Below are 23,601 nucleotides of genomic sequence, written 5' to 3'. Positions count from 1 at the left end.
GGGGCCGCGAATCGGAGGAAGAATGAAGCTCTCTACCAGGCTGGCCGTCATCACTGGTGCCGCGCTGACCGCGCTGGCCACCGTCGCCGCGCCCGCGTCCGCCGCGCCGGCCACCACCGACGTCCGGATCGTCACGTTCAACGATCTGCACGGCAACCTCGAACCGCCGTCCGGCTCCAGCGGCCGTGTCACGCTGCCCGGTGGCGCGACGGTCAACGCGGGCGGTGCCGCCTACCTTGCGACGCACCTGAAGCGGCTTCGCGGCGAAGCGCGCAACTCCGTCGTGCTTTCGGCCGGTGACAGCATCGGCGCGTCGCCGGTGATCTCGGCGCTGTTCCACGACGAGCCGACCGTCGAACTGCTGAACCTGCTCGGTGTCGAGGCGTCCGTGGTGGGGAACCACGAATTCGACGAGGGCCTCAAGGAGCTCCGCCGGATCCAGAACGGCGGCTGCCACCCGACCGACGGCTGCCAGTTCCGGAAGTCCTTCAAGGGCGCGAACTTCCCGTTCCTCGGGTCCAACGTGTACTACGAGAACGGCTTCCCGGCGCTGCTGCCGTTCAGCATCGAGTTCTCCGGCGGCGTCCCGATCGGTGTCATCGGCGCGACGCTGAAGGACCTGCCGCAGGTCGTCACCCCGGAGGCGATCAAGGGTCTCAAGTTCGGCGAAGAGGTCCAGGCGATCGACCGCACCGCCAAGCTGCTCGACCTCTTCGGCGTCAAGGCGCAGGTCGTGCTGCTGCACCAGGGTGACAACTCCGAGACCGCCGGACCCGACGAGTGCAAGGTCAAGCCGGGTGCCGCGACCGCGATCGCGCAGAAGGTCTCGTCCAAAGTGGACGCGATCTTCACCGGGCACAGCCACCAGCAGTACAACTGCGTGATCAACGACCCCGCAGGCAACCCGCGCCCGGTGATCCAGGGTGCGTCGTTCGGGCGCCTCCTGTCCGTCGTGGACCTGAAGATCGACCGCCGCACCCGCGACGTCGTGCGCGGCGAGACCAAGGCGCACAACGAGATCGTCACCCGCGACGTCGCGCCGGACGCCGACGTGCAGAAGCTGATCGACGAGGCCAAGGTCAAGGCCGCGCCGATCGCGAACAAGGCCGTCGGCACCATCACCGCGGACCTGGTCGCCAAGGGCGCGGCCTCCGGCGAGTCCCCGCTGGGCGACGTCATCGCCGATGCCCAGCTCGAGGCCACGCTGTCGAACGGTGCGCAGATCGCCATGACGAACCCGGGCGGTATCCGCACGGACTTCACCTACGCGTCCTCGCCCGCCGGTGAAGGCGACGGCGTGGTGACCTACGGCGAGGCGTTCGCCGTGCAGCCGTTCGCGAACATCATGCAGACGATCACGCTCACCGGGGCGAACCTGAAGAACGTGCTCGAACAGCAGTGGCAGGCGAACGGGATCGTGCGGACCCTGCAGATCTCGAAGTCGCTGAAGTACTCGTTCTCGGCGTCGGCCGCCCAGGGTTCTCGCATCTCGAACCTGACGCTCGACGGCACGCCGATCGACCCGGCGGCGTCGTACCGCGTTTCGGTGAACAACTTCCTCGCCGCCGGCGGGGACGGCTTCACCGAGTTCACGCAGGGGACCAATCTGTCCGGTGGTCCGGTGGACCTGGACGCGCTGATCGCGTACTTCGCGGCGCACCCGGGCATCGCTCCGCCGCCCGCGGACCGGATCATCGCCCTGCCGTAACCCTCAGGTGTGTCATGAAAGGGGCTTTCAGGGCGAAAAACGTCCTGAAAGCCCCTTTCATGACGTCTACGGGGTGGTTTTGTCAGTGACCCAGGGCACAATGTCCGCCATGACGACCTGGGAAGAAGTCGTGGACCTGGCCGGCAGGCTGCCGGAGGTCGAGGAGTCGACGTCGTATCGCACGCCGTCGCTCAAGGTCGCGGGCAAGAACTTCGCCCGGCTGCGCACCGAGGCCGAGGGCGGGCTGATGCTGCTGTGCGAGCACGCGGAGAAGGAGGCCCTGCTGGCCTCCGGAGACCCCGCGTACTTCACCACACCGCACTACGACGGCTACGGCGCGATCCTCGTCGACCTCGAGAAGGTCGAGACGGCGCAGTTGCGTGAGCTCATCGAGGAGGCCTGGCGGATGAAGGCACCCGCCAGGCTCACGAAAGGTCTGGACGACTAGCGGAGTTCCCCTTCGAGCAGGCTCATCAGGTACTCGTCGTGCCACTGGCCGTTCTGGCCGCGGAACGACTGCCGATGCCTGCCGTCCACCTGGAACCCGAGCTTCTTGTAGATGTGGATCGCGGCCTCGTTGTCGACGACGACCCACAGCGCGATCATGTGCAGCCGCATCATCTCGAAGCCGTAGCGGCAGAGCGTGCGCATGGCGTCGGTGCCGTAGCCACCGCCCCAGTGATCCTTCTCGCCGAGGTAGATGTCGAGTTCGGCGCGGCCCTGTTCCGGGGTGGCGTCCCGCAGGGAGGCGGTGCCGATCAGCGTGCCGACGGCGAGGCTTTCGATCGCGAAGTCCGCCTGCTCGTAGCTGTTGGGCTTCCGCTTGGCGAAGCGCTCGCGGATCTGGGCGAGCGATTCAGGATGGTCCGCCATCATCCAGCGCATGACCTCCGGGTCGTTGTTCCAGCGCCACAGCGTGTCCGCGTCCTCGGGCTCCAGCGGTCGCAGACGGATCAGTTCACCGGTCAGCATCGTCCATCCCCATCGGTATCGGACTTTCCAGACTATTGGGCGACACCCTCGAGCAGCCACCGCTTTACGGGGACTTCTATGAGCACTCTGGCGCCGAACGGCTCGATCTCCCTCTCCGCCGCCCAACCGTCGTACTTCGCCGCGAGCGCCTCGAGAACGTCTTCGCGGAGATCCCCTCGATGGACGCGCGCCAGGCCTTCGGCGACCGCGGGGGCGTCGCCGTCCTCGAGAGCGAGGCTGACGCGCGGGTCGTTGCCGACGTTGCGCACCTTCACGTTTCGCTCGCCGCTGCCGATCCAGAAGACGTTGTCGAGATACACGAACCACACCGGCGTGACGTGCGGCGAACCGTCCCGTCGGAGGGTGCACAACCAGACGTTGCGCTCCCGCGCGAGGCGTTCGATAAGCGATTGATCACGTTTCACCTGGTCAGCCTGCCCGAAAGCTAGGGTGCCGGGCGTATGAAGGTCCACCAGTACTGCTACTTCGCCTTGAAGAGCGAAACCGTGTCCGCCGGGGAGATCACCGCGCGGCTCGGTATGGCGCCCGATGAGGCCCTGGTACTGGGTTCGCGGTCCGCGGAGCACCGGTTGCCGCGGATGCACACCTGGAAGGTGACGCATCGCGGTTCGGGACCGGTCGACGACCAGATAGAGAGCGTGATCGGCAGGCTCGCGCCGGTCCGCCCGGGGATCCGGAAGCTGGTGGACGAGGGGGTGAGCGCGGTGCTGCAGGTGGTGCGCTACTTCCATCACCGGGACGGTGACGAGGAATTCGGCTGGCATCTCTCGCCGGCCGTGCTCGCGTTCCTCACCGAAGCCGCCGCCGCGCTGGACGTCGACGAGTACGACCTCAGCGAATGATCCGCCGTTGCCCGTCGAACGAGGGCCGCCATCTGGTGATCGACCTCGCCAAGCGAGAAGACTGCGAGTCGTGCGGATTCGAAGCCCTGGCCGAGGGGTACCGCCGGTACTTCCGCTGAGCCGGTGCGCGGCGGGAACCCCGGAGATGGTGGGATGGTGCCCCACAGCCGGACAACCCCGTTGGGAGCCCAGCATGTCGAGCGAGAACTGGCCGATGCGTCAAGATCCGGAGTCGCCGGTCATCATCTCCCGGTCGCTGGTGGAGGACCCGTCGAACCTCGCGTTCGTCGTACTCGACGACGACGGTGACTGGTTCATCAGCGACGGCAACGAGTTCTCCGAGGACATGGAACTCAACCGCGACGCTTTCGGCGCGCTGCCCCTGAAGGACGCGGTCGACCTCATCCCCGAAATCGCCGCCCTGGCCGCCCTCCCCACCGGCATGGCCGCCGACTGGGACCCGGAACGGCGCGCGTGGCTGCTGAGCTCGGTCGCCGACTCGGATGACGACGACGAAGACCTCCTCGTGCGCGCCGCCCGCCTCGCCGCGTGGACGCACCCGGGCTCGCCGCTGGAAGAAGTCCAGGTGAGCACCGAACTCGCCGAGATCTCCACCGACCCCGCCGCCCCGGTCCGCGCAGTGCGCCAGGTCGTGCGCGAAGCCGACGGCAGCTGGCTGCTCGTCGGCTTCCAGGTGCCGGAGGACGAAGATTTCGAGGTCGAAGCCCTGGAGATGGAGCACGCCGTCACGCTCTACCCGGACGTCGCCCTCGTCCTGAGCGCAGCGCCCGGCCAGGTCTACGACCGTCCGAGCGCCGACGCTCCGTGGGAACTCGTCGAAGGCTAGACGCCGAAGTCGCAGTACATGACGTGCAGCCCGATGCGCCCCAGCGTCGGGTGCTCGAACGCGCCCGGCACCGTTCCGATGATCTCGAACCCGAGCCGCTCGTAGACCCGGATCCCGGCCGCGTTCGACTCGGCGACCGAGTTGAACTGCATTCCCGCGAAACCCTGTTCCCTGGCCCAAGCAAGGGCATCCGCGCACAGCGCACCGCCGACACCCTTGCCGCGAACGTCTTTGTCGACCATGAAACTGGCCGTCGACACATGCGATCCGGGTCCGGCGCGGTTCGGGCTCATCTTGGCCGTGCCGAGCACCCTGCCGCCCTCGACCGCGACCACCGTCCGGCCCGGCGGCGTCTCGACCCAGGTCTTGCGAGCGTCTTCCTCGGTGAGGTCCGGGTCGTAGGTGTACGTGTCCGCGGCGCGCACGACCTCGCGCACGATCGGCCACACCTGGCCCCAGTCGTCGTCGGTGAACCCCCGGATTTCCATGGCTCGCACGCTACCCGTAACAACCACTCCGCCTCGCCCGACTTTCTTCTGCGACCCGAGGAGTTCGGATGGCCGAGTACGAGATCGTCTGCACCGTCCAGACCGGTTGCACCGCCGGTGGCCACATCCTGGCCGTCGGCCGCGGCGGCGATGTGCTGCGGGTCGACGACGTCTACAGGTCGATGGACAACGGCGATCGGTACTTCACCGACGCCGACGGCCGCAAAGCCTATGTGCGGAAATGGGCATGCACCTGCGGTGTCGGCACGCTGAAGTCCGCGGCCGACGCGACCTTGCGGAACAACCTGGACAGTTTGCCGCTCTGCGGCTAAAAACCGTTCCGGCGGTTCTGAAACCACCGCCAGGCGAAGCCGGAGCCCAAGAGCAGCCCGGCGCCCGTCAAGCCCGCGCCGATCCAGATCTCCGTGGTGCCAGACTTCCGCTCGACCCGTGTTCCCGGCGGCAATTCAGCCGCGATCCCCTCGACCCTGCCCTGGATCGCACGCTGGTCGAAGACGCTCAGATCGCCGTCCTCCAGCAACGTCGTCAGCCATCGGCGTACCTCGTCGTTCTGCTCACGAGAGAACCCGGGGAAGTCGATCGAGGACGTCCGGAACCCTCCAGGACCGATGCATCTCAGCGGCTCGCCCGAGGACGCGTCGAGATACTGCCCGATCGTCTCGCATTCGTCGCCCGCCTTGGCGAAAACGACGGTGTACGGCCCCGGGCCACTGCCCGCGTTCAGGCCGACGAGGAGGAAGATCACGCCGACCATCAGGAGTGGGAGTAGCAGCGAGCCCGCCAGAAGGGGCAGCAAGGCCGCCGCGGTGCTGTCGCTCGATTTTCTCCGCACGGTGCAGAAGGTAGGTGGGGGCAGTGGGGAGGGGTCCCCGACCGAGTGGTCGGCGAATGGCCGGTGGCGCGGACGGTTCGGCATGATTCTGGTCGAGTTAGATAAGGCGTTTCCTGAACCCTGCCTGGACTAAACGGCCGTAGGCTTCTTCGACGTTGACCGGAACTTCCTGCTGGACGGCGAAGCCGCGTTCGGCGTAGACGGTGATCCGTTGGGTATCACCGACGAGCATGTTGATGACCCGGTCCACGTCGCCGATGCTCTCGATGTAGTCATCCAGCGGCAATGGCCGGGAAGCGCAGATAACGTCGACCTCGGGCCAGAGCTTCTTGCAAGTCGCATAAGCGCGCCGTTGTTGATATGGCCGGGAAATGAGAACAATCGACCCGGCCTCGATGCCGCGCGACTCCAGTAGCCGCCGCGTGCGCGTGATGTTGTCCCCGGTGTTTCGCGCCTCGGGCTCGACCAGGATCGCGTCGTCCGGCACGCCCAACTCAAGCGCATGTTCGCGGTAGTGCACCGCTTCACCGCGCGGGAAGCGTTCGACGGTGGTCGGCGCGTTGGCTCCGGTGAAGACGATGAGCGGGAACATCCCGGCGTGGAACAGTTCCGCGGTATAGGTCGCGACGCCGAGGTCGTGGCTGCCGAGCCCGATCCCGATGTCGGCGGGCCGGAGTTCGTGGCGCATGTCGTGGTAGTCCCAGAGCGTCTGGACGTCGGCGCGGAGATCATCCGGCAGGGTCTCGGTCATCAGGACTCTCCGGCCAAAGCGAAAGCCCCAGGTCCTAAGTGGACATCCACTGACCTGGGGCTTTCGCATGAGAGCGGATGACGGGAATCGAACCCGCGTATTCAGCTTGGGAAGCTGATGTTCTACCATTGAACTACATCCGCAGTGCTCGGCCAGCATACATGGTCCGGATCTCTCCCTGCCAAGCCCCCGCCCACCTTGACGCTGCCACCTTAAAGTGACAACACTTGTTGTCTACATCGGAGGTGATCCGGATGGGCGAGAGGCTGCCTGACCCCGAGCTGTTCCGGCAAGGTGGGTTCCGGGTCGCGTCGAAGTTGTTCATCGAGGGCGACATCCGGGGCGACGAGCGCCAGGTGGCCCGGTTGCGGAAGTTCGCGCAGCGGGAGGACCCGGCGGCCGACGTGTTGGTGCCGTTGCTGCGAAACGGCGCCCAAGGACAGTTCGAGCAAGCACTGAAGCACGGCATCGACAGTGTCGAGGAGCCGCCGGAGGAGCTCGAAGCCTTCTTCCGCGACGTCGAGGCGACGCCGTACTGGGTCGACCAGGATCGCCTCGACCGCGGGGCGCGGGCGATCACGCGTGCCGGGTTGCTCGGCCTCTTCCCGCTCGGCGATGTTTCGCTGATGGGCGGGTATCTCGCGTCGCGCGCGACGAAGTCGCTCGTCGGCACCGGTGAGATCGAGTACAAGGCGGCGCAGCGGCTCGTCGAGACGGCGACCTGGTGGATTCACGTGACCACGCCGGGCGCGCTGGTGTCCGGCGGGCGCGGGTACGAGTCCGCGTTGCGGGTGCGGGTGGTGCACGCGCACGTCCGCGCGGCCATGAACCGCCGCAAGGACTGGGATTACGCCGCCTGGGACAGGCCGGTCAATCAGGTCCAGACCGCGGGCACGCTCCTGCTCTTCTCTCTCGTCTACGTCTTCGGCACGCAACTGCTCGGGCTCCGCTACAGCGACCGCGAGCGCGCCGACATCCTGCACCTTTGGCGTTACGTCGGTTGGCTGATGGGGGTCGACGAGGAACTCCTGCCCGCCGGCGAGGAAGACGCCTGGCGTCTGCTGTGGCTGCTCGCCACCACCGAGTTCATCCCCGACGACGACTCCAAGCGGCTCGCCGCGGCGCTCATGAAGTCCCACGCCGGGATCGGTGAGGGCCGGGGCGCGCTCGGCAAGGTCCTCGCCCACGTGTCGGTCGCGGGGCACGGGGCGATCAGCAGGCTTCTCCTCGGCAAGTCCAACGCCGACTTCCTGGAGCTGCCCGACGATCCGATCGCGCAGGCGGCCGTGGTCGCGGTGGCGGGAGTGAACTTCGCCGCCGAGACGGTCCGGCGGGTGGTGCCCGGGGCGACGGCGCTCCAGGAACTGATCGGAGCGGCCGGGCGGCGCCATTACCTCCGGCAGGTCACCAAGGTCTTCCGGCTCGACCCCACCTACGGCAGGCACATGAAGGCCGCTTGACTACGCTGATCACGTGCTCCTCAGCGACCGTGACCTCCGTAAAGAGCTCGACGCCGGCCGTCTCGGCGTCGACCCGTTCGACCCGACGATGGTCCAGCCGTCGAGCATCGACGTGCGCCTCGACCGCTTCTTCCGCGTGTTCGACAACAGCAAGTACACGCATATCGACCCGCAGCTCCAGCAGGACGAGCTGACGTCGCTGGTCGAGAAGGAGGGCGAAGACCCCTTCGTGCTCCACCCCGGCGAGTTCGTGCTCGGCTCCACGTACGAGACCGTCACGCTGGCCGACGACCTCGCCGGCCGTCTGGAGGGCAAGTCCTCCCTCGGTCGCCTCGGCCTCCTCACGCATTCCACCGCGGGCTTCATCGACCCCGGCTTCTCCGGCCACATCACGCTGGAGCTGTCCAACGTGGCCAACCTGCCGATCACGCTCTGGCCGGGGATGAAGATCGGCCAGCTCTGCATCTTCCGCCTGTCCAGCGCCGCGGAGTTCCCGTACGGCTCGAACGAGGCGGGCTCGCGCTACCAGGGGCAGCGCGGACCGACCCCGAGCCGTGCGTACAAGAACTTCCACCGCGTGGACACCTGGCGGTGATCTCTGTCGAGCGCTGACGGAAACCCGCCGAAGGGGAGACGCGAGTCAGCTCACCGGGGCTTCCCAGTCGATCCGGTGCCGCCACATGAAGGCGTTCGGATCCTCCTTCGGCGGGTTCTTGAACGCCCGCGTGATGAAGAAGTCCCGGATCACCCGTCCGACGGGCCCGACCGCCTTCGCGTCGCCGTTGCGCTTCCCGCGCTCGACGACGGCCTCGACGCGCTCTCGTCGTAGTCCTTCGTAGGCGGCGAGAGCCTTCGGGATCGAGGGCACGTCACGCAGGCAGCGCGCCAGCGTGACGGCGTCCTCGATGGCCATCGCGGCGCCTTGGCCCGCCGCCGGTGAGGTCGCGTGGGCGGCGTCGCCGATGATGACCATCCGGTCCGTCCGCCAGGTCGGCACGGTCGGGAAGTCGTAGGTCGCCCATGGCCGGTAGATCTCCCGCGTCGCGCGCACGATCTCGACGGCCGGGGTGCGGTCCACCGCGAGTTGCCGGATCAGGTCCTCGCGCCACCCGGTCGTCGTGGCGAGGTCGGCGGCGGACGGCTCCTGCTTCCGGGGGACGTTGGCGAACCACCAGACGCCGCCGTCCGGATGGACGACGTGCGCGAAGAACAGCCGTTTGCCGAAGGTCATGTGCATGACGCCGGGTTCGTCGTCCAGCCGCAGGCCCTCGGCCAGCCCGCCGGTGTTCAGCAGCGGCACGTAGCGCGGCGAGGGCGACCGCGGGTCGATGATTTCCCGCACTCGCGACCTGAGCCCGTCCGCGCCGACCAGCAGGTCGCCCTCGGACGCCGAGCCGTCCTCGAACGTCGCGAGCACACCGGAAGCGGTCTCTCGCGCGTCTGCCAAACGTTTGCCGTAGCGGACTTCGATCCCGCGTCTCACCGCTTCGTCGCGAAGGGCGACGTACAGATCTGAGCGCAGCACGGTCTGGCTCATGGTGCCGTCTTCCAGCCGCCCGCCGAGCGCGAAATCCGCCACCTCGCGCCCGTTCCCCAGGTGCATTTTGATCCGCGGCGTGTCGAATCCCAGGTCTTTGACCAGCTCTTTCAGGCCCAGCGGCGCCAGCGCGTCGAGGCCGTTCACCGCGAGCGTCAGGAACGCGCCGACGCCCTCGGCGGTCCGGTCGTACGCCTCGTGGATCACCGGCTCGTGACCCGTCTCGTGCAGTGCGATCGCCGTGATCGTGCCCGCGATACCCCCGCCGGCGACCAGTACCTTCGCCATGTCGTTCACCCCATCGAATCTCTTATAAACTAATTCGTTCTATCGAACTAAAGACTCCGCTAGACTGGCCGACGTGTCAAGCGAGCGGGCGGAACTGGTCGAGCGGATCCTCAACGGGTCGCGGGCGCTGTCCACCGAGACGGTCATGTTCCATGCGGCGATCGCCGAGCGGAGCGGCCTTTCGGCGGTGGAGAGCAAGGTGGCCGACTACCTCGCCCGCTTCGGTCCACAGACGCCGAAGGCGCTTTCGCAGCTCTCGGGGCTCGCGCCGGCGTCGATCACCGCGCTCATCGACAGGCTCGAGGGCAAGGGGATCGTCGCGCGGAAGCCGCACCCCGAGGATCGGCGGAAGGTGCTCATCGAGATCGACGGGGCGATGATGGCCGGTGCCGCCCCGCTGTGGGATCACCTGGTGAAATCGGTCCGCGAGGCCTGCGAGAAGTACACGGACAGTGAGCTGGAGACGGTGATCCGGTTCCTGAGCGACGCCACGACGATCACGAACGAGTCCACGGGGTTGATCACTCAAAGGCAGAGCACTCAACGCGACCGTTGACCGGTATTACTACTTTCGGGGGTATTGCCGTAACCAGTTCGTGATAGTTTTCGGCCCCGTGTCCCCCAATAGAACACGAAGCCGGTTACTGCTTGTCACGCTCAGCGTCCTGCTGGGCGGGGTGATCGCCAGTGCGAGCTACCTGATGGTGACCGATCGGTTCCAGGGCACCGCGCTGAGCAACCTCTCGCTGAGCGTCCCCGACACCAAGGGCCGTTCCGGCGACGCGCTCGCGAAGCCTCCCGCTTACTTCGGCCAGACGACCGCTCCGGCGCCAGGCGACCCCGCGTCCGGTCAGCCCGCTCCGGCGCCGTCTTCGGAGGCTCCCACGACCTCCTCCGCCCCGCCCAGCTCGTCCTCCGCCGCGGCCGAGCCGCCCGCTCAGACCTCCGAGGCTCCGAAGCCCACCTCGAGCAAGGCTCCCGCGCCGCCTCGCTCGCAGGACAGTTCGCTCGCCGGTCAGGTCATCGACCTCGTCAACGCCGAGCGCGCCGACGCGGGCTGCTCGCCGGTGAGCAACGAGTCGCATCTCGCCGCGGCCGCGCAGGGACACAGTGACGACATGTCGGCCCGGAACTACTTCTCGCACACCACGCCGGAAGGCACCACGTTCGACCAGCGCATCCGGGCCGCCGGCTACGACAAGCCCGGCGCGGAGAACATCGCCAAGGGACAGTCGAACGCCGCCAAGGTGATGGACGCCTGGATGAACTCCGAGGGCCACCGCGCGAACATCCTCAACTGCAAGCTGAAGAAGATCGGCGTCGGCGTCAACACCAAGGGCATGTACTGGACGCAGAACTTCGGCTACTGACCCTTGTCCCAGCGTTCGGCGATGTCGCCGTAGCGGGCCAGAACCGCCGCGCGCAGCTCGGGATCCGTGCGCGGGACCGGTTCGATGAACACCTCGGTGATGTCACCGAACGTCCGAGTCAGTTCGGCCGCCATCCGGACGCAGGCGCGTTCGACGTCCGCCGCGCCCAGTGCGTCGTCGAAGTCGACGCGAGCGCAGACGAGCACTTGGTCGGTGCCCATCAGCATGGTCTGCAGGTCGACGACGGCCTCGATCTCGGGCGCGCCCACCAGGTGGTCCCGCACCGCGCGCACCAGCCTCGGATCCGCCTGCCTGCCGATCAGCAGGCCGCGGTTGGTGCGCCCGAGCACGTAGGCGACGAGCGCCAGCAGTACCCCGATCGCGATCGACGCCGCGCCGTCCCAGACATGCGATCCGGTGAGCTGGTGCAGTCCGATCCCGGCGAACGCGAGCAGCAGGCCGATCAGCGCCGCCGAGTCCTCGAACAGGACGGTCTTCGGCGCCGGGTCGTCGATCATCCGCAGGTAGACCGAGACCTTCTGGCCCGCTTCGGCGGCGTCGCGCCGCACCTGCCGCACGGCTTGGAACCACGAGACGGATTCGAGGACGAAGGCGATCGCGAGGACGACGTAGCCGACGATCGGATCGGTCTGCTCGGTCGCTTCGCCGAACACCGTCGAGAAGCCTTCGTAGAGCGCGAACATCGCGCCGGAGGCGAAGATCGACACCGCCGCGAGCAGCGACCAGAAGTACCGTTCCTTGCCGTAGCCGAAGGGGTGGACGCGGTCCGCGGGGCGGTCCGAGCGTTTCAGCGCTGTCAGCAGGAGTACTTCGGTGATCGTGTCGGCCACCGAGTGCGCGGCTTCGGACAGCATCGCGCCGGAGCCGGTGATGATCCCGGCGATCAGTTTCAGCACCGCGATGGCGAGGTTCACCCCACCCGCCAGCACTACGGTCAAGGTGCTTTCGTCGCCGGATTCTTCACTCACCTTGCGTAGCGTAGTGCGAGTGCGCCGATCTCACAGACGACGCAAACCCTGCAGCACGCGTTCCATCAAGGCGAGTGCCGGATGACCGTCGAATTCAGCTTGCGTTTCATGAACGGTAACCAAGCCGAGTTCGGCCATGTCACCCAAAAGGACCTTTGCAACGCCGAGTGGAACGCTTAGTGACGCGGCCACTTCCGCGACGGAAGTCGGACGGCGGCACAGTGATCGGACCGAATGGAATTCGACGCTGAACCCCGGAGCGCTCCAAGGTGCGTCGTTCCGGACGGAAATCATCGCTTCGATGGCGAAGTTCCGCTTGGACTGCGTGCGTCCGCCCGTGCGAACGTACGGGCGGACGCGCGTGCGTTGCCGTTCCTGCCGCGGCGGCCGCCGGGCGGCCGGGATGCTGGGGATGGTCGCTTCCTGCGCCATCCGGGCGAGTGCCGCGGCCGACGGGAGGCGGGCCATCGGGCGAAGGGTCGACGATCCCGGCGTCGCGAGGCGGTGTTCCTTGCGCTGACGGAGTTCGTGCCGGTTGCCCATTGATTTCCTCGCCCCTTTTTTCAGACCCAGAGCCGTGCCGCCTAAAGAAACCTCGCAGACGACAACGGCAACGAGGAAACGCCAGCTTATCGTTGCCGTGTACCGCCGAACGGGTAACGGGACGGAATGGGCCGGACGGGATAAAACAAGAGGGAACATTCTCTCGCATTATGTGCGAGAGAATGTCCCCTCCGGCCTCGAGGTTCTACTTGTCTTCCTCCGAAGGCGGCGTTTCGCTGGCAGGCGCTTCGGCCTTCTCGTCGAGTTCAGCATCTGGGACGGCGTCCAAGGACGGCGCTCCCGCCGGGACCAGCTGCGGTTCCGGCTTGCGCTTGACGGCGGTCAGCAGCAGCTGCGCGACGTCGACGATCTCGACCTTTTCGCTCGCCTGACCGTCGCTCTGCCGCGCGGTGAGGCCGTCATTGAGCATCACCTTGCAGAACGGACAGCCGGTCGCGATCTTCGACGGCGCGGTGCCGAGCGCCTCGTCCACGCGCTCGACGTTGATCCGCTTGCCGATCTTCTCTTCCATCCACATCCGCGCGCCGCCGGCGCCACAGCACATCGACCGGTCGCCGTGCCGCGGCATCTCCCGCAGTGTCGCGCCGGTGGCCCCGACGAGCTCGCGGGGAGCGTCGTAGACCTTGTTGTGGCGGCCCAGGTAGCACGGGTCGTGATAGGTGACGTCCTCGGCGACCGGGGCCACCGGGGTCAGGTGCTTTTCCCGCACCAGGCGGTTGAGCAGCTGCGTGTGGTGCACGACGTCGAACTGGCCGCCCAGTTCCGGGTACTCGTTCGCGAGGGTGTTGAAGCAGTGGGCACAGGTGACGACCACCTTGCGCGCCTTGCGTTCGCGGCCCTCGAAGACCGAGTTCAGGATCTCGACGTTCTGCTGCGCCAGCATCTGGAACAGGAACTCGTTGCCCGCGCGGCGGGCCGGGTCACCGGTGCAGGACTCCTCCGAGCCGAGCACCGTGTACTTGACGCCCGCGATGTGCAGCAGCTCCGCGACGGCCCGCGTGGTCTTCTTCGCGCGGTCCTCGAACGCGCCGGCGCAGCCGACCCAGAAGAGGTACTCGGCCTCGCCGAGGTCGCCGTCGAACACCGGCACCTCGAACTCCAGGTCCTCGGTCCAGGCGAGCCGGTCCTTGGCGTTCTGGCCCCACGGGTTGCCCTTGTTCTCCAGGTTCTTGAACATCCCGTTGAGCTCGCTGGGGAACGCGGACTCGATCATCACCTGGTAGCGGCGCATGTCGACGATGTGGTCGACGTGCTCGATGTCCACCGGGCACTGCTCGACGCAAGCGCCACAGGAGGTGCAGGACCACAGCACCTCGGGGTCGATGATGCCGCCGTCGTCACCGATGAGCGCCTTCTGGGACTCGGCGATCGCGAGGACGTCGATGCCCGCGTACATGTCGTCCCCGGACAAGCCGACCTCGTCGCCCGCCATGTCGCGCTTGCCGCCCGCGAGCAGGTACGGCGCCTTCGCGTAGGCGTGGTCGCGAAGCTGCGTGATGAGCAGCTTCGGCGAAAGCGGCTTGCCGGTGTTCCAAGCCGGACACTGCGACTGGCAGCGGCCACATTCGGTACAGGTCGAGAAGTCCAGCCAGCCCTTCCAGCTGAAGTCTTCGACCTTGCCGACGCCGAAGGTGTCCTCGTCGGGGTCCGCCTCTTCGAGGTCGAGCACCTTGCCGTTGCTCATCATCGGCTTGAGCGCGCCGAGCGCGACACCGCCGTCGGCCTCGCGCTTGAAGTAAATGTTGAAGAAGGCGCTGAACCGGTGCCAGGCGATGCCCATGGTCATCGTGCGCGCGATGACGATGAGCCAGATCGTGGCGCTCATCAGCTTGACGAAGGCGAACACCGAGACCAGGTTCGGGCTGGCGGGCAGCAGTTCACCGATCGGATGCGAGACGAACGCGGCCCAGACCGGGGTTTCGTGGACGTTCAGCGCGGACTTCGCGGCGCGGACACCGATGATGCCGATGCCCTCGATGAGCACGACGGCTTCGATGAAGTACGCCCACTTGAAGTTGGAGCCCTGGAAGCGTGACTGCCTGTCGGCGCGGCGCGGGTGGTTCTTCTGGCGGACCCAGATCAGCACCAGGATGCCGACGATCGTGCCGACGCCGAGCAGCTCCATGAGCAGCTGGAACAGCGACCAGTCGTCGAGGATGGGCCAGCCCCAGGTCGGGACGAACACTTCGCCGTACGCCTCGAACAGGGCGAGCGACCCGATCAGGAAGCCCCACATGACCAGCCAGTGCGCCGGGCCGACGCTCTTGACCTTGTTCATGCGGGTGTGCGCGGCGAATTCCTTGATCAAGGTCTTCATGCGCGGCATGAACGGGCCGTTGCGGGTCGAGTCCGGCTGACCGAGGCGGATCACCCGCACGAAGCGGGCGATGGTCGCGAAGAACATTCCCCAGGCGACGACGCCGAGCAGGACCGCGATCCCGCCGAGCGTCAGCTGTACAGCGCCCATCATCGGGTGCCTTTCGTCCGAGTGAAGCCATGTGGTGGGTGGGCAGAGTGTGGTGGGGGCAGACTAATGCTTCTTACTGATGGGTAACCCACTGACCGCGCCCAAGTCCCACCGATGTGGTGTACGCCTCTCTTTGTTTTAAGACGATCGTCCAGGTAGTTTTTGTGACATGGGTGCTTACCTTCTCCTCGCTTTCGCGATCGCCGCCGAGGTGACCGCCACGGTCTCGCTGAAGCTCTCGGAGGGCTTCAGCAAGCTGGGCCCGTCGATCCTCGTGGTGGCCGGATACGCCTTCGCGTTCGTCGCGCTCGCGTACGTTCTGAAGGCGGGCGTGCCGGTGAGCGTCGCCTACGCGATCTGGGCTGCGGCCGGTGTCGCGCTCGTGGCGGCCGTCGGCATCGTGTTCTTCAAGGAGCCGGTCAACTTCGCCGTGATCGCCGGGCTGGCGCTGGTGGTCGGCGGTGTCGTGTTGATCGAGGTAGGGAGCGCGCACTAAGTGAAGATCCAGGTCGACGGCCGGAAGGCCAGGGGCGAGAAGCGGCGCGAGGAGATCATCGCGGCCGCTCTGCGGGTGATCGAGCGGGACGGCGTCGCCGGGGTCACCCATCGGACGGTCGCCACCGAAGCGGGCGTGCCGACGGCTTCGACGACCTACCACTTCTCCAGCCTCGACGACCTGCTGATCGCGACCCTCATCTCGTGCGCGAGGGATATGGCGACCGAGGTCTACTGGATGATCGACAGGGCCCGTTCACGCGGCAGCCGCGGCGCGGAAGAGGTTGCCGGGCTGCTCGCCGAGGCGCTGGGCCCGCGGCGCGGGCGGACGATGGCGGAATACGAGCTGTACCTGCTGGCCGCGCGCAAACCCGAGCTGCGGCCCGCCGCGCGGCGCTGGCTGGACGTGCTCACCTCGATGGTCCGGCACGACGACGAGGTCGCGTTCCGGGTGTTCCTCGCCGGTATCGACGGCCTCCTGATCCAGGGCCTCATCGACGACGAGCCGCCGTCCGCGGACGAGCTGCGGCCGGTGGTGGACTACCTGCTGAAACCTCGTTGACCTGCCGGGTAACTTGCGGATCATGAGGACTGTCGGTGCTTACGAACTGGACGACGACCCGGCTCGGGTGGACCTCGACGTGGTGTGGAAGTGCCTGTCCACCAGCGTCTACTGGGGCAAGTGGCGAGACCGCGAGCTGATCGAGAAGGTCTTTCGGAACGCGTGGCGCGTCGTCGGCGCGTACGAGGCTTCGACAGGCCGCCTGGTCGGCTTCGCGCGGGCGTTTTCGGACACCATCGGCAGCGCCTACCTGGCGGACGTCTTCGTCCTCGAGGACGCGCGCGGCGCGGGGCTCGGCAAGGAACTGGTCCGGGAGATGATCGACAACGGTCCGGGCGCGGAGTTCCGGTGGATGCTGCACACCGCCGACGCGCACGAGCTGTACCGGCCGTTCGGCTTCGGGGACCCGCCGGAGGGGCAGTACATGGAGCGGTCCCGGGCCAACGGGCAGGCCTAGCGCGACCCGCATCTCGTCCTGGCCCTGAGGATCTCCGGCTCGCCGGTCTCCGCGAAGCCATGGCGGTAGTAAAGGTCCCTTGCTCTCTCGTTGTGGTCGTAGACCCGGAGTCGCACGCTTTCGGCACCCGCGGAATCGGCCCACTCCAGGACCGTGGCCACCAGCGCGTCCCCGACACCGCGGCCACGTCCGGACGGGGCGACCCAGAGCGACAGAAGCTCGACAGCGCCGTCCTCGGGGGAGGTTGCCGAGACCATGCCCGCCGGGGTCGCGAGAACGTTGAAGGGGACGTCGGTGAGTCGCGCGCGCCAGCGCTCTTCCGGCGCGTTCTCCCAATGGGAGAGCGTCACACCGAAGACGTCGGGGTCGTGGCTCAGCGCCGCCAGGCGCAGGTCGCGCCAGTCGGTCCAATCGTCGGGCGTGAGGGTCCGAAGAGTGACCAAAGTCCGTGAAGGCCTCCTTCCCTACGCTCAGGGTAGGTAAGGAGGCCTTCACGGAAAAGCGCCTCAGCCCTTGTTCTCGTGCAGCGCCGTGAGCGACGCCCGGGCGATGGCGTGACTGAAGAGGTTGAAGCCGAGAAGAGCCGGCGTGGCGTCTTCGCCGACGTCCAGCTTTTCGACGTCGACAGCGTGCACCGCGAAGATGTACCGGTGCGGCCCGTGCCCGGGCGGCGGGGCGGCCCCGAGGAACTGCTTCACGCCGCCGTCCCCCTTCAGGGTGACGGCACCCGCCGGCAGGCCGGAGCCCGCCTCGTCGCCCGCGTTCGCCGCCAGCGCGTTCACCGAAGCGGGGATGTCGAACACCGCCCAGTGCCAGAATCCGCTCGCGGTGGGGGCGTCGGGGTCGTAGCAGGTGACGGCGAAGCTCTTGGTCTCGGCGGGGAAGCCGGTCCAGGACAGCTGCGGGGAACGATCTTCGCCGCCCGCGCCGAAGATCCCGGAGAGCTGGGGCGTCGGCAGGAAGCCGCCTTCTTCGATGTCGGTGCTGCTCAAGGTGAAGGCAGGCAGATCGGGCAGGAAATCGTACGGATCGGGTGCCTGCGGCATGCGTCCTCCTGATCGTGGAACCGATGACCCCGCCAGGTTATGACCCCGGCGACCCTGGCGCGGGCTCAGGGACGATTCCGGGGGTTACCCCTATGTCCAACCCGTCGCGCGCCCCTTAGCGTCGAGACAGACGAAAACCTGCTCTGGAGGGACTCAAGACCATGGCGCGCCCACTCCTCGCAATCGGAGGCATCGCCCTGATCGGCGTCGGCGTCCTCACCGGCCTCGGCTGGTGGTGGCCGTCCGACGCGTCGGCGACCACCGAACTGACCCAGTCGATCAAGAGCGTCCGCGTCGAAAACGACAGCGGGGCGCTCAAGATCCGCTCGGGCGGCGGCCAGGCCGTGGTCCGCCAGGACTTCTCCTACCGCTGGAACAAGCCCGGCGACGCGTATCGCGTGGAGGGCGACACCCTGGTCCTCGCCGGCTGCGGCGACCACTGCGAGGTCGACTACGACGTGACCGTCCCGGCGGGGGTTCCGGTCACCGGCCGGGTCGACTCCGGCGCGGTGGACATCGCCGGAGTGTCCACTGTGGACATCCAGGTCGACTCCGGACGGGTCGAGGTACGCGACGTACCCGGCACCGTGAAGGTCAAGGCCGACTCGGGCCGCGTCGAACTGAAGAACATCGGGCAGGACGTCGACATCCAGGCGAGTTCCGGCGCCATCAAGGGCGAGCGGCTCGGCGGGAACGTGAAGGCCGACGCCAACAGCGGCCGTATCGAACTCGAACTGGTCAAGGGCGCGGACGTCACCGCGCGGACCGACAGCGGTTCGATCGAGGTCAAGGTGCCCTCCGGCGACTACAACGTCACCGGCACCACCGACAGCGGCAGTCGCGACATCGACGTGAACCAGTCGGGTTCGGCCCAGCACAAGCTCGATCTCACCACGGACAGCGGAAGCGTCTCGGTCAAAGCGGCCTGACACACTTATCGGGGGAACACTTTCTCATGGTCAACAAAGCTCTGTTCACTAAAGAGCGGCGCGTCCTCGGCGCGCTCGCTCTCGGCGCGCTGGTGGCCTTCGGCGTCGTCGGCTGCACGGGCGAAGGCCGCGAGACGCTGAGCGACGGGACGCCGGTCACCGAGCAGATCACCGCGATCCGGGTCGACGTCCCGGTCGGCGGGCTCAAGCTCCGGGTCGAGGACGGCGCACCGGTCTCGCTGCACCGCGAAGTCACTTACACCGGACGGAATCCCGGCAAGACGCACAGCGTCGAGAACGGCACGCTGGTTCTCAGCGGGTGCAGCCAATGCGGCGTGGACTACGACGTCGTGGTCCCGCGCGAGCTCGCGATCTCCGGGTCCATCGGCACCGGCAAGATCACGCTCACCCGCGCGGGCGCGGTGGACCTCCGGGGTGACACCGGGGATCTCGAGGTCCTGAACTCGACCGGTCCGGTGAAAATCGTCACCGGCACCGGGGACATCAAGGTCGGGCTGACCAAACCGGGCGCGGTCACCGCGAGCGCGGACACCGGGCAGGTCACCGTCACCGTTCCCGATGGCGCGTACCGCATCAACGCCAGCTCGGAGACCGGCAAGGTCGAGACCGTCGGCGTGCGGCAGGACCAGGCCTCGGCGAACGTGCTGGACCTCAAGTCCGGCACCGGCACGGTCACGGTGCGGCCCGTATGAGGACGAAGGCACTCGCCGCCGTCACGGCGCTGACCCTCCTGCCGCTGTCCGCGCTGCCCGCGTCCGCCGCGCCCCGGCTCGACTGGAAACCGTGCGCGACCGAGTACGCGCCGACGCTGGAATGCGCGAACCTCCAGGTGAACGGGACGATCACGATCGCGCTGGCGAAACTGCCCGCCACCGATCCCGCGCGCCGGATCGGTTCGCTGCTGACGAATCCGGGTGGTCCCGGCGGCGCCGGGGTCACCGTGCTCAAGTACGGCGGCCGCGGTTTCGCGCTGGACAAGCCGGAAACGGCCGAGCTGCGGCAGCGGTTCGACGTCATCGGGTTCGACCCGCGCGGCGTCGGCGATAGCAGGCCTGCGGTCACCTGCGCGCCCACGCTGCACGACCCGGCGATCGGCCGGTTCCCGAAGAGCCGTGCGGACTACGAGAAGTTCATCGCGCACAACCGCGCTTCGGGCGCGGAGTGTCTCAAGAGGACAGGGCCCGTACTGTCCCAAGTGGACACTTGGCACGCGGCCGACGACATCGAGTCGATCCGGGTCGCCTTGGGTGAGCCGAAGATCAGCTGGCTCGGCGTCTCCTACGGTTCCGAACTCGGCGCCGTGTACGCGGAGAAGTACCCGAAGCGAGTCCGGGCGATGGTGCTCGACGGCGCCATCGACCATTCCCTGCCGACGAAGAAGGCGATCCTCGACGAGGCCATCGCGACCGAAAGCGCGCTCGGCGACTTCGCGAAGTGGTGCCCGGCCTCGGACGAGTGCGCGCTTCGCGGCAAGGACGTCCTCGCCACCTACGACGCGCTCATGGCGACGCCCGGCGGTGTCCCGGCGAGCGAGCTCGGGCGGAACGTGACCGCCGAGGAAATGGCGTCCGGTGTCTACGGCGCGCTCATCCTGCCGGCGTTCTGGCCGGAGCTGAGCAAGGTGATCTCGGCCGCGACGGCGGAGAAGCCGGACGCGTCCGGGCTGGCGCCTTACTCGCAGCTGGACCCTTCCTACGGCGCGTACCGCGCGATCGGCTGTCACGACTTCGGCCCGGCCTTCACCTCCTACGCCGAGATGCGCGTCATGCAGGGGCTGGTGAAGACCCTCGCCCCGCACAGCTGGCGCTACTCCGAGTTCTGGGACATCACGAGCGGCTGCGCGGGCTGGCCCGTCACCCCGGCCTATCCGCCCCAGCCGCAGAAGGTGCGGGGCGCGGCGCCGATCCTCGTGGTCGGCGGCGAACACGATCCGGCGACGCCGCTGGTCTGGGCCCGGGGGCTCGCGAAGAACATCGAGAACTCGACGTTGCTGGTCGACGCCGGGTACGGGCACACGGGGCTGCTCAACTCGGCCTGTGTGCGCACCGAAGAGGTGAAATACCTGGTGAGCGGGGTCACACCCGCTCCGGGCAAGGTCTGCCGGTAGTCCGGGAACAAGACGCCCCGGCCGCTCGTTGAGCCGGATACAAGGTTGAGTGCAGTCGGCTCAAGTCCGGCTTGACGGAAACCCCACGATCCCGATAGAACTTGCGTGACGCCCACTCAACATGGGGGCGAACGTGCAGGTCACGAATAGCAGGAGGAACACACCATGGCGCGAGCGGTCGGCATCGACCTCGGCACGACCAACTCGGTCGTCGCTGTCCTTGAGGGCGGCGAGCCGACGGTCATCGCCAACTCGGAAGGTTCACGCACCACCCCGTCCATCGTCGCCTTCGCCAAGAACGGCGAAGTGCTGACCGGTCAGCCGGCGAAGAACCAGGCCGTGACGAACGTCGACCGCACCATCCGGTCGGTCAAGCGGCACGTCGGTACCGACTGGAAGACCGAGATCGACGGCAAGGCGTACACCTCGCAGGAGATCAGCGCCCGGGTGCTGATGAAGCTCAAGCGCGACGCCGAGGCGTACCTGGGCGAGACCATCACCGACGCGGTCATCACCGTCCCCGCCTACTTCGAGGACGCGCAGCGGCAGGCCACCAAGGAAGCAGGCCAGATCGCCGGCCTGAACGTGCTCCGCATCGTCAACGAGCCCACCGCGGCGGCGCTGGCGTACGGCCTGGACAAGGGCGAGAAGGAACAGACCATTCTGGTCTTCGACCTCGGTGGCGGTACGTTCGACGTCTCGCTGCTGGAGATCGGCGAGGGTGTCGTCGAGGTCCGCGCGACCTCCGGTGACAACCACCTCGGTGGTGACGACTGGGACGAGCGCATCGTCACCTGGCTGGTCGACAAGTTCAAGGCCTCCAGTGGCATCGACCTCACCAAGGACAAGATGGCGCTCCAGCGCATCCGTGAGGCCGCCGAGAAGGCGAAGATCGAGCTGTCCAGCTCGAACTCCGCGGGCATCAACCTGCCGTACATCACCGTGGACGCGGACAAGAACCCGCTGTTCCTCGACGAGCAGCTTTCCCGCGCCGAGTTCCAGAAGATCACCTCGGACCTGCTCGAGCGCACCCGCAAGCCGTTCAACAACGTCATCCGTGACGCGGGTGTCGCCGTCGGCGACATCGACCACGTCGTGCTCGTGGGTGGTTCCACCCGCATGCCCGCCGTGTCGGACCTGGTCAAGGAGCTGACCGGCGGCCGCGAGCCCAACAAGGGCGTGAACCCGGACGAGGTCGTCGCCGTCGGCGCCGCACTGCAGGCCGGTGTGCTCAAGGGTGAGGTCAAGGACGTCCTGCTGCTCGACGTGACCCCGCTTTCGCTGGGCATCGAGACCAAGGGCGGCGTGTTCACCAAGCTCATCGAGCGCAACACCACGATCCCGACCAAGCGTTCGGAGATCTTCTCCACCGCGGACGACAACCAGCCGTCGGTGCAGATCCAGGTGTTCCAGGGTGAGCGCGAGATCGCCGCGCACAACAAGAAGCTCGGCATGTTCGAGCTGACCGGTCTCCCGCCCGCCCCGCGTGGCGTGCCGCAGATCGAGGTCACCTTCGACATCGACGCCAACGGCATCGTGCACGTCCTCGCGAAGGACCTCGGCACGAACAAGGAGCAGTCGATGACGATCACCGGTGGCTCCGCGCTGCCGAAGGACGACATCGAGCGCATGGTCAAGGACGCCGAGGCGCACGCCGAAGAGGACAAGCAGCGCCGCGAGGAAGCGGAGACCCGCAACCAGGCGGAGACCCTCGTCTACCAGACGGAGAAGTTCGTCAAGGACAACGAGGACAAGCTGCCCGAGGAGCTCAAGGGCAAGGTGAAGTCCGCGATCGACGAGGCCAACGAGTCGCTCAAGGGCACCGACTCGGCGAAGATCCGCGAGTCCATCGAGAAGCTGAACACCGCTTCGCAGGAGCTCGGCACGGCGCTCTACGCCAACGCGGCGGGCAACGCCGCCGATGGTGCCGCCGCCGGTGAAGGCGCGGCCGGGACCGCAGGCGCGGGCACCGGTTCGCAGGCCAAGGCCGACGACGTCGTCGACGCCGAGATCGTCGAAGAGGACGAGAAGGACAAGAAGTGACGGGACGCTACGACGAAACCGAGGGCCGGGGCCCGGAGGAACCGGTGGTCGTGCGGGACCGTCGGCGGATCGATCCGCTGACCGGTGAAGTCCGTCCGGCGGCCCCGGCCGCCGAACCCCAGGACGGTCCGAAGCACGCCGCCCCGGCTGAAGACACCGTGGAGCCGCTGGAGTCCGCGCCGGAGCCCCCCGTGACACACGCGGGGCCCGGCCTCGGGGATTCCATTGTGGACGATTCGGTGTCGGTGGCCACCGGTCTGGAGAAGGAGCTGGCGGAGCGCACCGCCGACCTCCAGCGTCTCCAGGCGGAGTACGCCAACTACCGCAAGCGCGTGGATCGCGACCGCGAGCAGGTCGTCACCGGCGCGAAGGCGTCGGTCGTCAACGACCTGCTCCCGCTGCTCGACGACCTCGAGCGCGCGGAGCAGCACGGCGATCTGACCGGTGCCTTCAAGGCGGTCGGCGAGAAGCTGGTCGGGAGCCTGCAGCGGTCGGGTCTCGAACCGTTCGGTACCGAGGGCGAAGCCTTCGACCCGAGCGTGCACGAGGCCGTGCAGCACAGCACGTCACCGGACGTCGCGGGCCCGACGGTCACCACGGTCATGCGCCGCGGTTACCGCTTCGGCGAGCGTGTGCTGCGTGCGGCGCTGGTCGGGGTCACCGACCACGAGCCGGGTGCCGCCGGAGCACCGGCGGCGCAGGCAGCCCCGGTGGACCCGCCCGTCGGCGGCGAACTGCCGCTCGAGGGCGAGCTCTTCGATGAGAACGACCGCTGATCGGCGAT

Annotated in this window: 29 protein-coding genes and 1 tRNA gene; 18 read left to right on the top strand and 12 right to left on the bottom strand. The window is 67.5% G+C overall.

Annotation, left to right across the window (positions count from 1 at the left end; all coding sequences use genetic code 11):
- Window positions 1-22 precede the first annotated feature (22 nt).
- Both ACLJPX_RS19835 and ACLJPX_RS19830 read left to right on the top strand, forming a co-directional pair.
- Complete coding sequence (locus tag ACLJPX_RS19835) at window positions 23-1,708, top strand: bifunctional metallophosphatase/5'-nucleotidase (protein WP_410601416.1); 1,686 nt, start codon at window positions 23-25, stop codon at window positions 1,706-1,708.
- A 109-nt stretch (window positions 1,709-1,817) separates the two neighbouring features.
- Entirely contained in the window at window positions 1,818-2,156 is a 339-nt protein-coding gene (locus tag ACLJPX_RS19830) for an MmcQ/YjbR family DNA-binding protein (RefSeq protein WP_101613609.1), read from the top strand.
- Here ACLJPX_RS19830 and ACLJPX_RS19825 read toward each other — a convergent pair.
- Both ACLJPX_RS19825 and ACLJPX_RS19820 read right to left on the bottom strand, forming a co-directional pair.
- Window positions 2,153-2,680, bottom strand: a complete 528-nt coding sequence (locus tag ACLJPX_RS19825; protein ID WP_101611416.1) for a GNAT family N-acetyltransferase — start codon at window positions 2,678-2,680, stop codon at window positions 2,153-2,155. The genes ACLJPX_RS19830 and ACLJPX_RS19825 overlap by 4 nt on opposite strands.
- 32 nt (window positions 2,681-2,712) lie before the next feature.
- Window positions 2,713-3,105, bottom strand: a complete 393-nt coding sequence (locus tag ACLJPX_RS19820) for a pyridoxamine 5'-phosphate oxidase family protein (RefSeq protein WP_410601415.1) — start codon at window positions 3,103-3,105, stop codon at window positions 2,713-2,715.
- Window positions 3,106-3,141: 36 nt separating this feature from the next.
- Here ACLJPX_RS19820 and ACLJPX_RS19815 point away from each other — a divergent pair, with 36 nt between their 5' ends.
- The 3 genes from ACLJPX_RS19815 (at window position 3,142) to ACLJPX_RS19805 (ending at window position 4,390) form a co-directional block, all read left to right on the top strand.
- Complete coding sequence (locus tag ACLJPX_RS19815; RefSeq protein WP_101611414.1) at window positions 3,142-3,543, top strand: DUF4279 domain-containing protein; 402 nt, start codon at window positions 3,142-3,144, stop codon at window positions 3,541-3,543.
- Entirely contained in the window at window positions 3,540-3,662 is a 123-nt protein-coding gene (locus ACLJPX_RS19810) for a hypothetical protein (protein ID WP_410601414.1), read from the top strand. The genes ACLJPX_RS19815 and ACLJPX_RS19810 overlap by 4 nt, the downstream gene beginning before the upstream one ends.
- A 74-nt stretch (window positions 3,663-3,736) precedes the next feature.
- Window positions 3,737-4,390 (top strand): hypothetical protein, encoded by a 654-nt coding sequence (locus tag ACLJPX_RS19805; RefSeq protein ID WP_101611413.1) that lies wholly within the window; start codon window positions 3,737-3,739, stop codon window positions 4,388-4,390.
- On the opposite strand, the gene ACLJPX_RS19800 is transcribed toward ACLJPX_RS19805, so the two are convergent.
- Window positions 4,387-4,878, bottom strand: coding sequence for a GNAT family N-acetyltransferase (locus tag ACLJPX_RS19800; protein ID WP_410601413.1), 492 nt, complete (start codon window positions 4,876-4,878; stop codon window positions 4,387-4,389). The two genes, ACLJPX_RS19805 and ACLJPX_RS19800, sit on opposite strands and share 4 nt — an antisense overlap.
- Window positions 4,879-4,946: 68 nt before the next feature.
- Between ACLJPX_RS19800 and ACLJPX_RS19795 the strand changes: the two genes are divergently transcribed.
- Window positions 4,947-5,210 (top strand): DUF3892 domain-containing protein, encoded by a 264-nt coding sequence (locus ACLJPX_RS19795; RefSeq protein WP_410601412.1) that lies wholly within the window; start codon window positions 4,947-4,949, stop codon window positions 5,208-5,210.
- On the opposite strand, the gene ACLJPX_RS19790 is transcribed toward ACLJPX_RS19795, so the two are convergent.
- The 3 genes from ACLJPX_RS19790 to ACLJPX_RS19780 all read right to left on the bottom strand — a co-directional run bounded on the left by ACLJPX_RS19790 (window position 5,207) and on the right by ACLJPX_RS19780 (window position 6,625).
- Window positions 5,207-5,731 carry a hypothetical protein gene (locus tag ACLJPX_RS19790; RefSeq protein WP_410601411.1) on the bottom strand — a complete coding sequence of 175 codons (525 nt, stop codon included), beginning with the start codon at window positions 5,729-5,731 and terminating at the stop codon, window positions 5,207-5,209. The genes ACLJPX_RS19795 and ACLJPX_RS19790 overlap by 4 nt on opposite strands.
- A 97-nt stretch (window positions 5,732-5,828) precedes the next feature.
- Complete coding sequence (locus tag ACLJPX_RS19785) at window positions 5,829-6,482, bottom strand: YdcF family protein (RefSeq protein ID WP_410601410.1); 654 nt, start codon at window positions 6,480-6,482, stop codon at window positions 5,829-5,831.
- Between the two features lie 72 nt (window positions 6,483-6,554).
- Window positions 6,555-6,625, bottom strand: a tRNA-Gly gene (locus tag ACLJPX_RS19780).
- A 111-nt stretch (window positions 6,626-6,736) separates the two neighbouring features.
- Here ACLJPX_RS19780 and ACLJPX_RS19775 point away from each other — a divergent pair.
- Together ACLJPX_RS19775 and dcd are read left to right on the top strand one after the other, a co-directional pair.
- A complete protein-coding gene (locus ACLJPX_RS19775; protein ID WP_410601409.1) occupies window positions 6,737-7,942 on the top strand; it encodes an oxygenase MpaB family protein in 1,206 nt (401 codons plus the stop codon).
- Window positions 7,943-7,955: 13 nt separating this feature from the next.
- On the top strand, window positions 7,956-8,537 hold the full coding sequence (dcd, locus tag ACLJPX_RS19770) for a dCTP deaminase (RefSeq protein ID WP_016338162.1): 582 nt from the start codon (window positions 7,956-7,958) through the stop codon (window positions 8,535-8,537).
- A 45-nt stretch (window positions 8,538-8,582) separates the two neighbouring features.
- Here the strand turns inward: dcd and ACLJPX_RS19765 are convergent, their stop codons facing one another.
- Window positions 8,583-9,767: an FAD-dependent oxidoreductase gene (locus ACLJPX_RS19765; protein ID WP_410601408.1), complete on the bottom strand. Its 1,185-nt coding sequence runs from the start codon at window positions 9,765-9,767 to the stop codon at window positions 8,583-8,585.
- A gap of 73 nt (window positions 9,768-9,840) precedes the next feature.
- On the opposite strand from ACLJPX_RS19765, the gene ACLJPX_RS19760 reads away from it, so the two are divergent.
- Together ACLJPX_RS19760 and ACLJPX_RS19755 are read left to right on the top strand one after the other, a co-directional pair.
- On the top strand, window positions 9,841-10,323 hold the full coding sequence (locus ACLJPX_RS19760; protein ID WP_410601407.1) for a MarR family winged helix-turn-helix transcriptional regulator: 483 nt from the start codon (window positions 9,841-9,843) through the stop codon (window positions 10,321-10,323).
- 121 nt (window positions 10,324-10,444) lie between these two features.
- Window positions 10,445-11,137, top strand: a complete 693-nt coding sequence (locus tag ACLJPX_RS19755) for a CAP domain-containing protein (RefSeq protein WP_101611397.1) — start codon at window positions 10,445-10,447, stop codon at window positions 11,135-11,137.
- Here the strand turns inward: ACLJPX_RS19755 and ACLJPX_RS19750 are convergent.
- The 3 genes from ACLJPX_RS19750 to ACLJPX_RS19740 form a co-directional block, all read right to left on the bottom strand.
- A complete protein-coding gene (locus tag ACLJPX_RS19750) occupies window positions 11,131-12,126 on the bottom strand; it encodes a cation diffusion facilitator family transporter (RefSeq protein ID WP_410601406.1) in 996 nt (331 codons plus the stop codon). The genes ACLJPX_RS19755 and ACLJPX_RS19750 overlap by 7 nt on opposite strands.
- Window positions 12,127-12,156: 30 nt before the next feature.
- Window positions 12,157-12,669 carry a DUF742 domain-containing protein gene (locus ACLJPX_RS19745; RefSeq protein ID WP_101611395.1) on the bottom strand — a complete coding sequence of 171 codons (513 nt, stop codon included), beginning with the start codon at window positions 12,667-12,669 and terminating at the stop codon, window positions 12,157-12,159.
- 205 nt (window positions 12,670-12,874) lie between these two features.
- Complete coding sequence (locus tag ACLJPX_RS19740; RefSeq protein ID WP_101613607.1) at window positions 12,875-15,157, bottom strand: (Fe-S)-binding protein; 2,283 nt, start codon at window positions 15,155-15,157, stop codon at window positions 12,875-12,877.
- Window positions 15,158-15,326: 169 nt separating this feature from the next.
- On the opposite strand from ACLJPX_RS19740, the gene ACLJPX_RS19735 reads away from it, so the two are divergent.
- The 3 genes from ACLJPX_RS19735 to ACLJPX_RS19725 are packed head-to-tail and all read left to right on the top strand — an operon-like array spanning window position 15,327 to window position 16,671.
- Window positions 15,327-15,653, top strand: a complete 327-nt coding sequence (locus tag ACLJPX_RS19735; protein WP_410601405.1) for a DMT family transporter — start codon at window positions 15,327-15,329, stop codon at window positions 15,651-15,653.
- Window positions 15,654-16,214 carry a TetR/AcrR family transcriptional regulator gene (locus tag ACLJPX_RS19730; RefSeq protein WP_020632424.1) on the top strand — a complete coding sequence of 187 codons (561 nt, stop codon included), beginning with the start codon at window positions 15,654-15,656 and terminating at the stop codon, window positions 16,212-16,214.
- A 22-nt stretch (window positions 16,215-16,236) separates the two neighbouring features.
- Window positions 16,237-16,671, top strand: a complete 435-nt coding sequence (locus ACLJPX_RS19725; protein WP_168214445.1) for a GNAT family N-acetyltransferase — start codon at window positions 16,237-16,239, stop codon at window positions 16,669-16,671.
- On the opposite strand, the gene ACLJPX_RS19720 is transcribed toward ACLJPX_RS19725, so the two are convergent.
- Both ACLJPX_RS19720 and ACLJPX_RS19715 read right to left on the bottom strand, forming a co-directional pair.
- Window positions 16,668-17,114 (bottom strand): GNAT family N-acetyltransferase, encoded by a 447-nt coding sequence (locus ACLJPX_RS19720; protein WP_410601404.1) that lies wholly within the window; start codon window positions 17,112-17,114, stop codon window positions 16,668-16,670. The two genes, ACLJPX_RS19725 and ACLJPX_RS19720, sit on opposite strands and share 4 nt — an antisense overlap.
- Before the next feature lie 63 nt (window positions 17,115-17,177).
- Window positions 17,178-17,717 carry a YbhB/YbcL family Raf kinase inhibitor-like protein gene (locus tag ACLJPX_RS19715; protein ID WP_101611392.1) on the bottom strand — a complete coding sequence of 180 codons (540 nt, stop codon included), beginning with the start codon at window positions 17,715-17,717 and terminating at the stop codon, window positions 17,178-17,180.
- A gap of 161 nt (window positions 17,718-17,878) precedes the next feature.
- Between ACLJPX_RS19715 and ACLJPX_RS19710 the strand changes: the two genes are divergently transcribed.
- The 5 genes from ACLJPX_RS19710 to grpE all read left to right on the top strand — a co-directional run bounded on the left by ACLJPX_RS19710 (window position 17,879) and on the right by grpE (window position 23,593).
- Window positions 17,879-18,646: a DUF4097 family beta strand repeat-containing protein gene (locus tag ACLJPX_RS19710; RefSeq protein ID WP_410601403.1), complete on the top strand. Its 768-nt coding sequence runs from the start codon at window positions 17,879-17,881 to the stop codon at window positions 18,644-18,646.
- Window positions 18,647-18,672: 26 nt separating this feature from the next.
- Entirely contained in the window at window positions 18,673-19,359 is a 687-nt protein-coding gene (locus ACLJPX_RS19705) for a hypothetical protein (protein WP_410601402.1), read from the top strand.
- Window positions 19,356-20,774 carry an alpha/beta hydrolase gene (locus ACLJPX_RS19700; RefSeq protein ID WP_410601401.1) on the top strand — a complete coding sequence of 473 codons (1,419 nt, stop codon included), beginning with the start codon at window positions 19,356-19,358 and terminating at the stop codon, window positions 20,772-20,774. Before ACLJPX_RS19705 ends, ACLJPX_RS19700 begins: the two co-directional genes overlap by 4 nt.
- Before the next feature lie 165 nt (window positions 20,775-20,939).
- Complete coding sequence (gene dnaK / locus ACLJPX_RS19695) at window positions 20,940-22,817, top strand: molecular chaperone DnaK (RefSeq protein WP_101611389.1); 1,878 nt, start codon at window positions 20,940-20,942, stop codon at window positions 22,815-22,817.
- On the top strand, window positions 22,814-23,593 hold the full coding sequence (gene grpE / locus ACLJPX_RS19690; protein WP_410601400.1) for a nucleotide exchange factor GrpE: 780 nt from the start codon (window positions 22,814-22,816) through the stop codon (window positions 23,591-23,593). Before dnaK ends, grpE begins: the two co-directional genes overlap by 4 nt.
- Window positions 23,594-23,601 lie beyond the last annotated feature (8 nt).

Source organism: Amycolatopsis sp. lyj-90 (genome assembly GCF_046549035.1).
GTDB lineage: Bacteria > Actinomycetota > Actinomycetes > Mycobacteriales > Pseudonocardiaceae > Amycolatopsis.
This window is presented reverse-complemented; position numbering and strand designations above follow the sequence as displayed.

Coding starts and splice junctions, on each gene's coding strand:
- ACLJPX_RS19700 (WP_410601401.1), top strand. CDS start 19,356: ATGAGGACGAAGGCACTCGCCGCCGTCACGGCGCTGACCCTCCTGCCG.
- ACLJPX_RS19715 (WP_101611392.1), bottom strand. CDS start 17,717: ATGCCGCAGGCACCCGATCCGTACGATTTCCTGCCCGATCTGCCTGCC.
- ACLJPX_RS19810 (WP_410601414.1), top strand. CDS start 3,540: ATGATCCGCCGTTGCCCGTCGAACGAGGGCCGCCATCTGGTGATCGAC.
- ACLJPX_RS19725 (WP_168214445.1), top strand. CDS start 16,237: ATGAGGACTGTCGGTGCTTACGAACTGGACGACGACCCGGCTCGGGTG.
- ACLJPX_RS19775 (WP_410601409.1), top strand. CDS start 6,737: ATGGGCGAGAGGCTGCCTGACCCCGAGCTGTTCCGGCAAGGTGGGTTC.
- ACLJPX_RS19785 (WP_410601410.1), bottom strand. CDS start 6,482: ATGACCGAGACCCTGCCGGATGATCTCCGCGCCGACGTCCAGACGCTC.
- dnaK (WP_101611389.1), top strand. CDS start 20,940: ATGGCGCGAGCGGTCGGCATCGACCTCGGCACGACCAACTCGGTCGTC.
- ACLJPX_RS19765 (WP_410601408.1), bottom strand. CDS start 9,767: ATGGCGAAGGTACTGGTCGCCGGCGGGGGTATCGCGGGCACGATCACG.
- ACLJPX_RS19830 (WP_101613609.1), top strand. CDS start 1,818: ATGACGACCTGGGAAGAAGTCGTGGACCTGGCCGGCAGGCTGCCGGAG.
- ACLJPX_RS19710 (WP_410601403.1), top strand. CDS start 17,879: ATGGCGCGCCCACTCCTCGCAATCGGAGGCATCGCCCTGATCGGCGTC.
- ACLJPX_RS19705 (WP_410601402.1), top strand. CDS start 18,673: ATGGTCAACAAAGCTCTGTTCACTAAAGAGCGGCGCGTCCTCGGCGCG.
- ACLJPX_RS19825 (WP_101611416.1), bottom strand. CDS start 2,680: ATGCTGACCGGTGAACTGATCCGTCTGCGACCGCTGGAGCCCGAGGAC.
- ACLJPX_RS19815 (WP_101611414.1), top strand. CDS start 3,142: ATGAAGGTCCACCAGTACTGCTACTTCGCCTTGAAGAGCGAAACCGTG.
- ACLJPX_RS19795 (WP_410601412.1), top strand. CDS start 4,947: ATGGCCGAGTACGAGATCGTCTGCACCGTCCAGACCGGTTGCACCGCC.
- ACLJPX_RS19735 (WP_410601405.1), top strand. CDS start 15,327: ATGGGTGCTTACCTTCTCCTCGCTTTCGCGATCGCCGCCGAGGTGACC.
- ACLJPX_RS19800 (WP_410601413.1), bottom strand. CDS start 4,878: ATGGAAATCCGGGGGTTCACCGACGACGACTGGGGCCAGGTGTGGCCG.
- ACLJPX_RS19835 (WP_410601416.1), top strand. CDS start 23: ATGAAGCTCTCTACCAGGCTGGCCGTCATCACTGGTGCCGCGCTGACC.
- ACLJPX_RS19740 (WP_101613607.1), bottom strand. CDS start 15,157: ATGGGCGCTGTACAGCTGACGCTCGGCGGGATCGCGGTCCTGCTCGGC.
- ACLJPX_RS19745 (WP_101611395.1), bottom strand. CDS start 12,669: ATGGGCAACCGGCACGAACTCCGTCAGCGCAAGGAACACCGCCTCGCG.
- ACLJPX_RS19805 (WP_101611413.1), top strand. CDS start 3,737: ATGTCGAGCGAGAACTGGCCGATGCGTCAAGATCCGGAGTCGCCGGTC.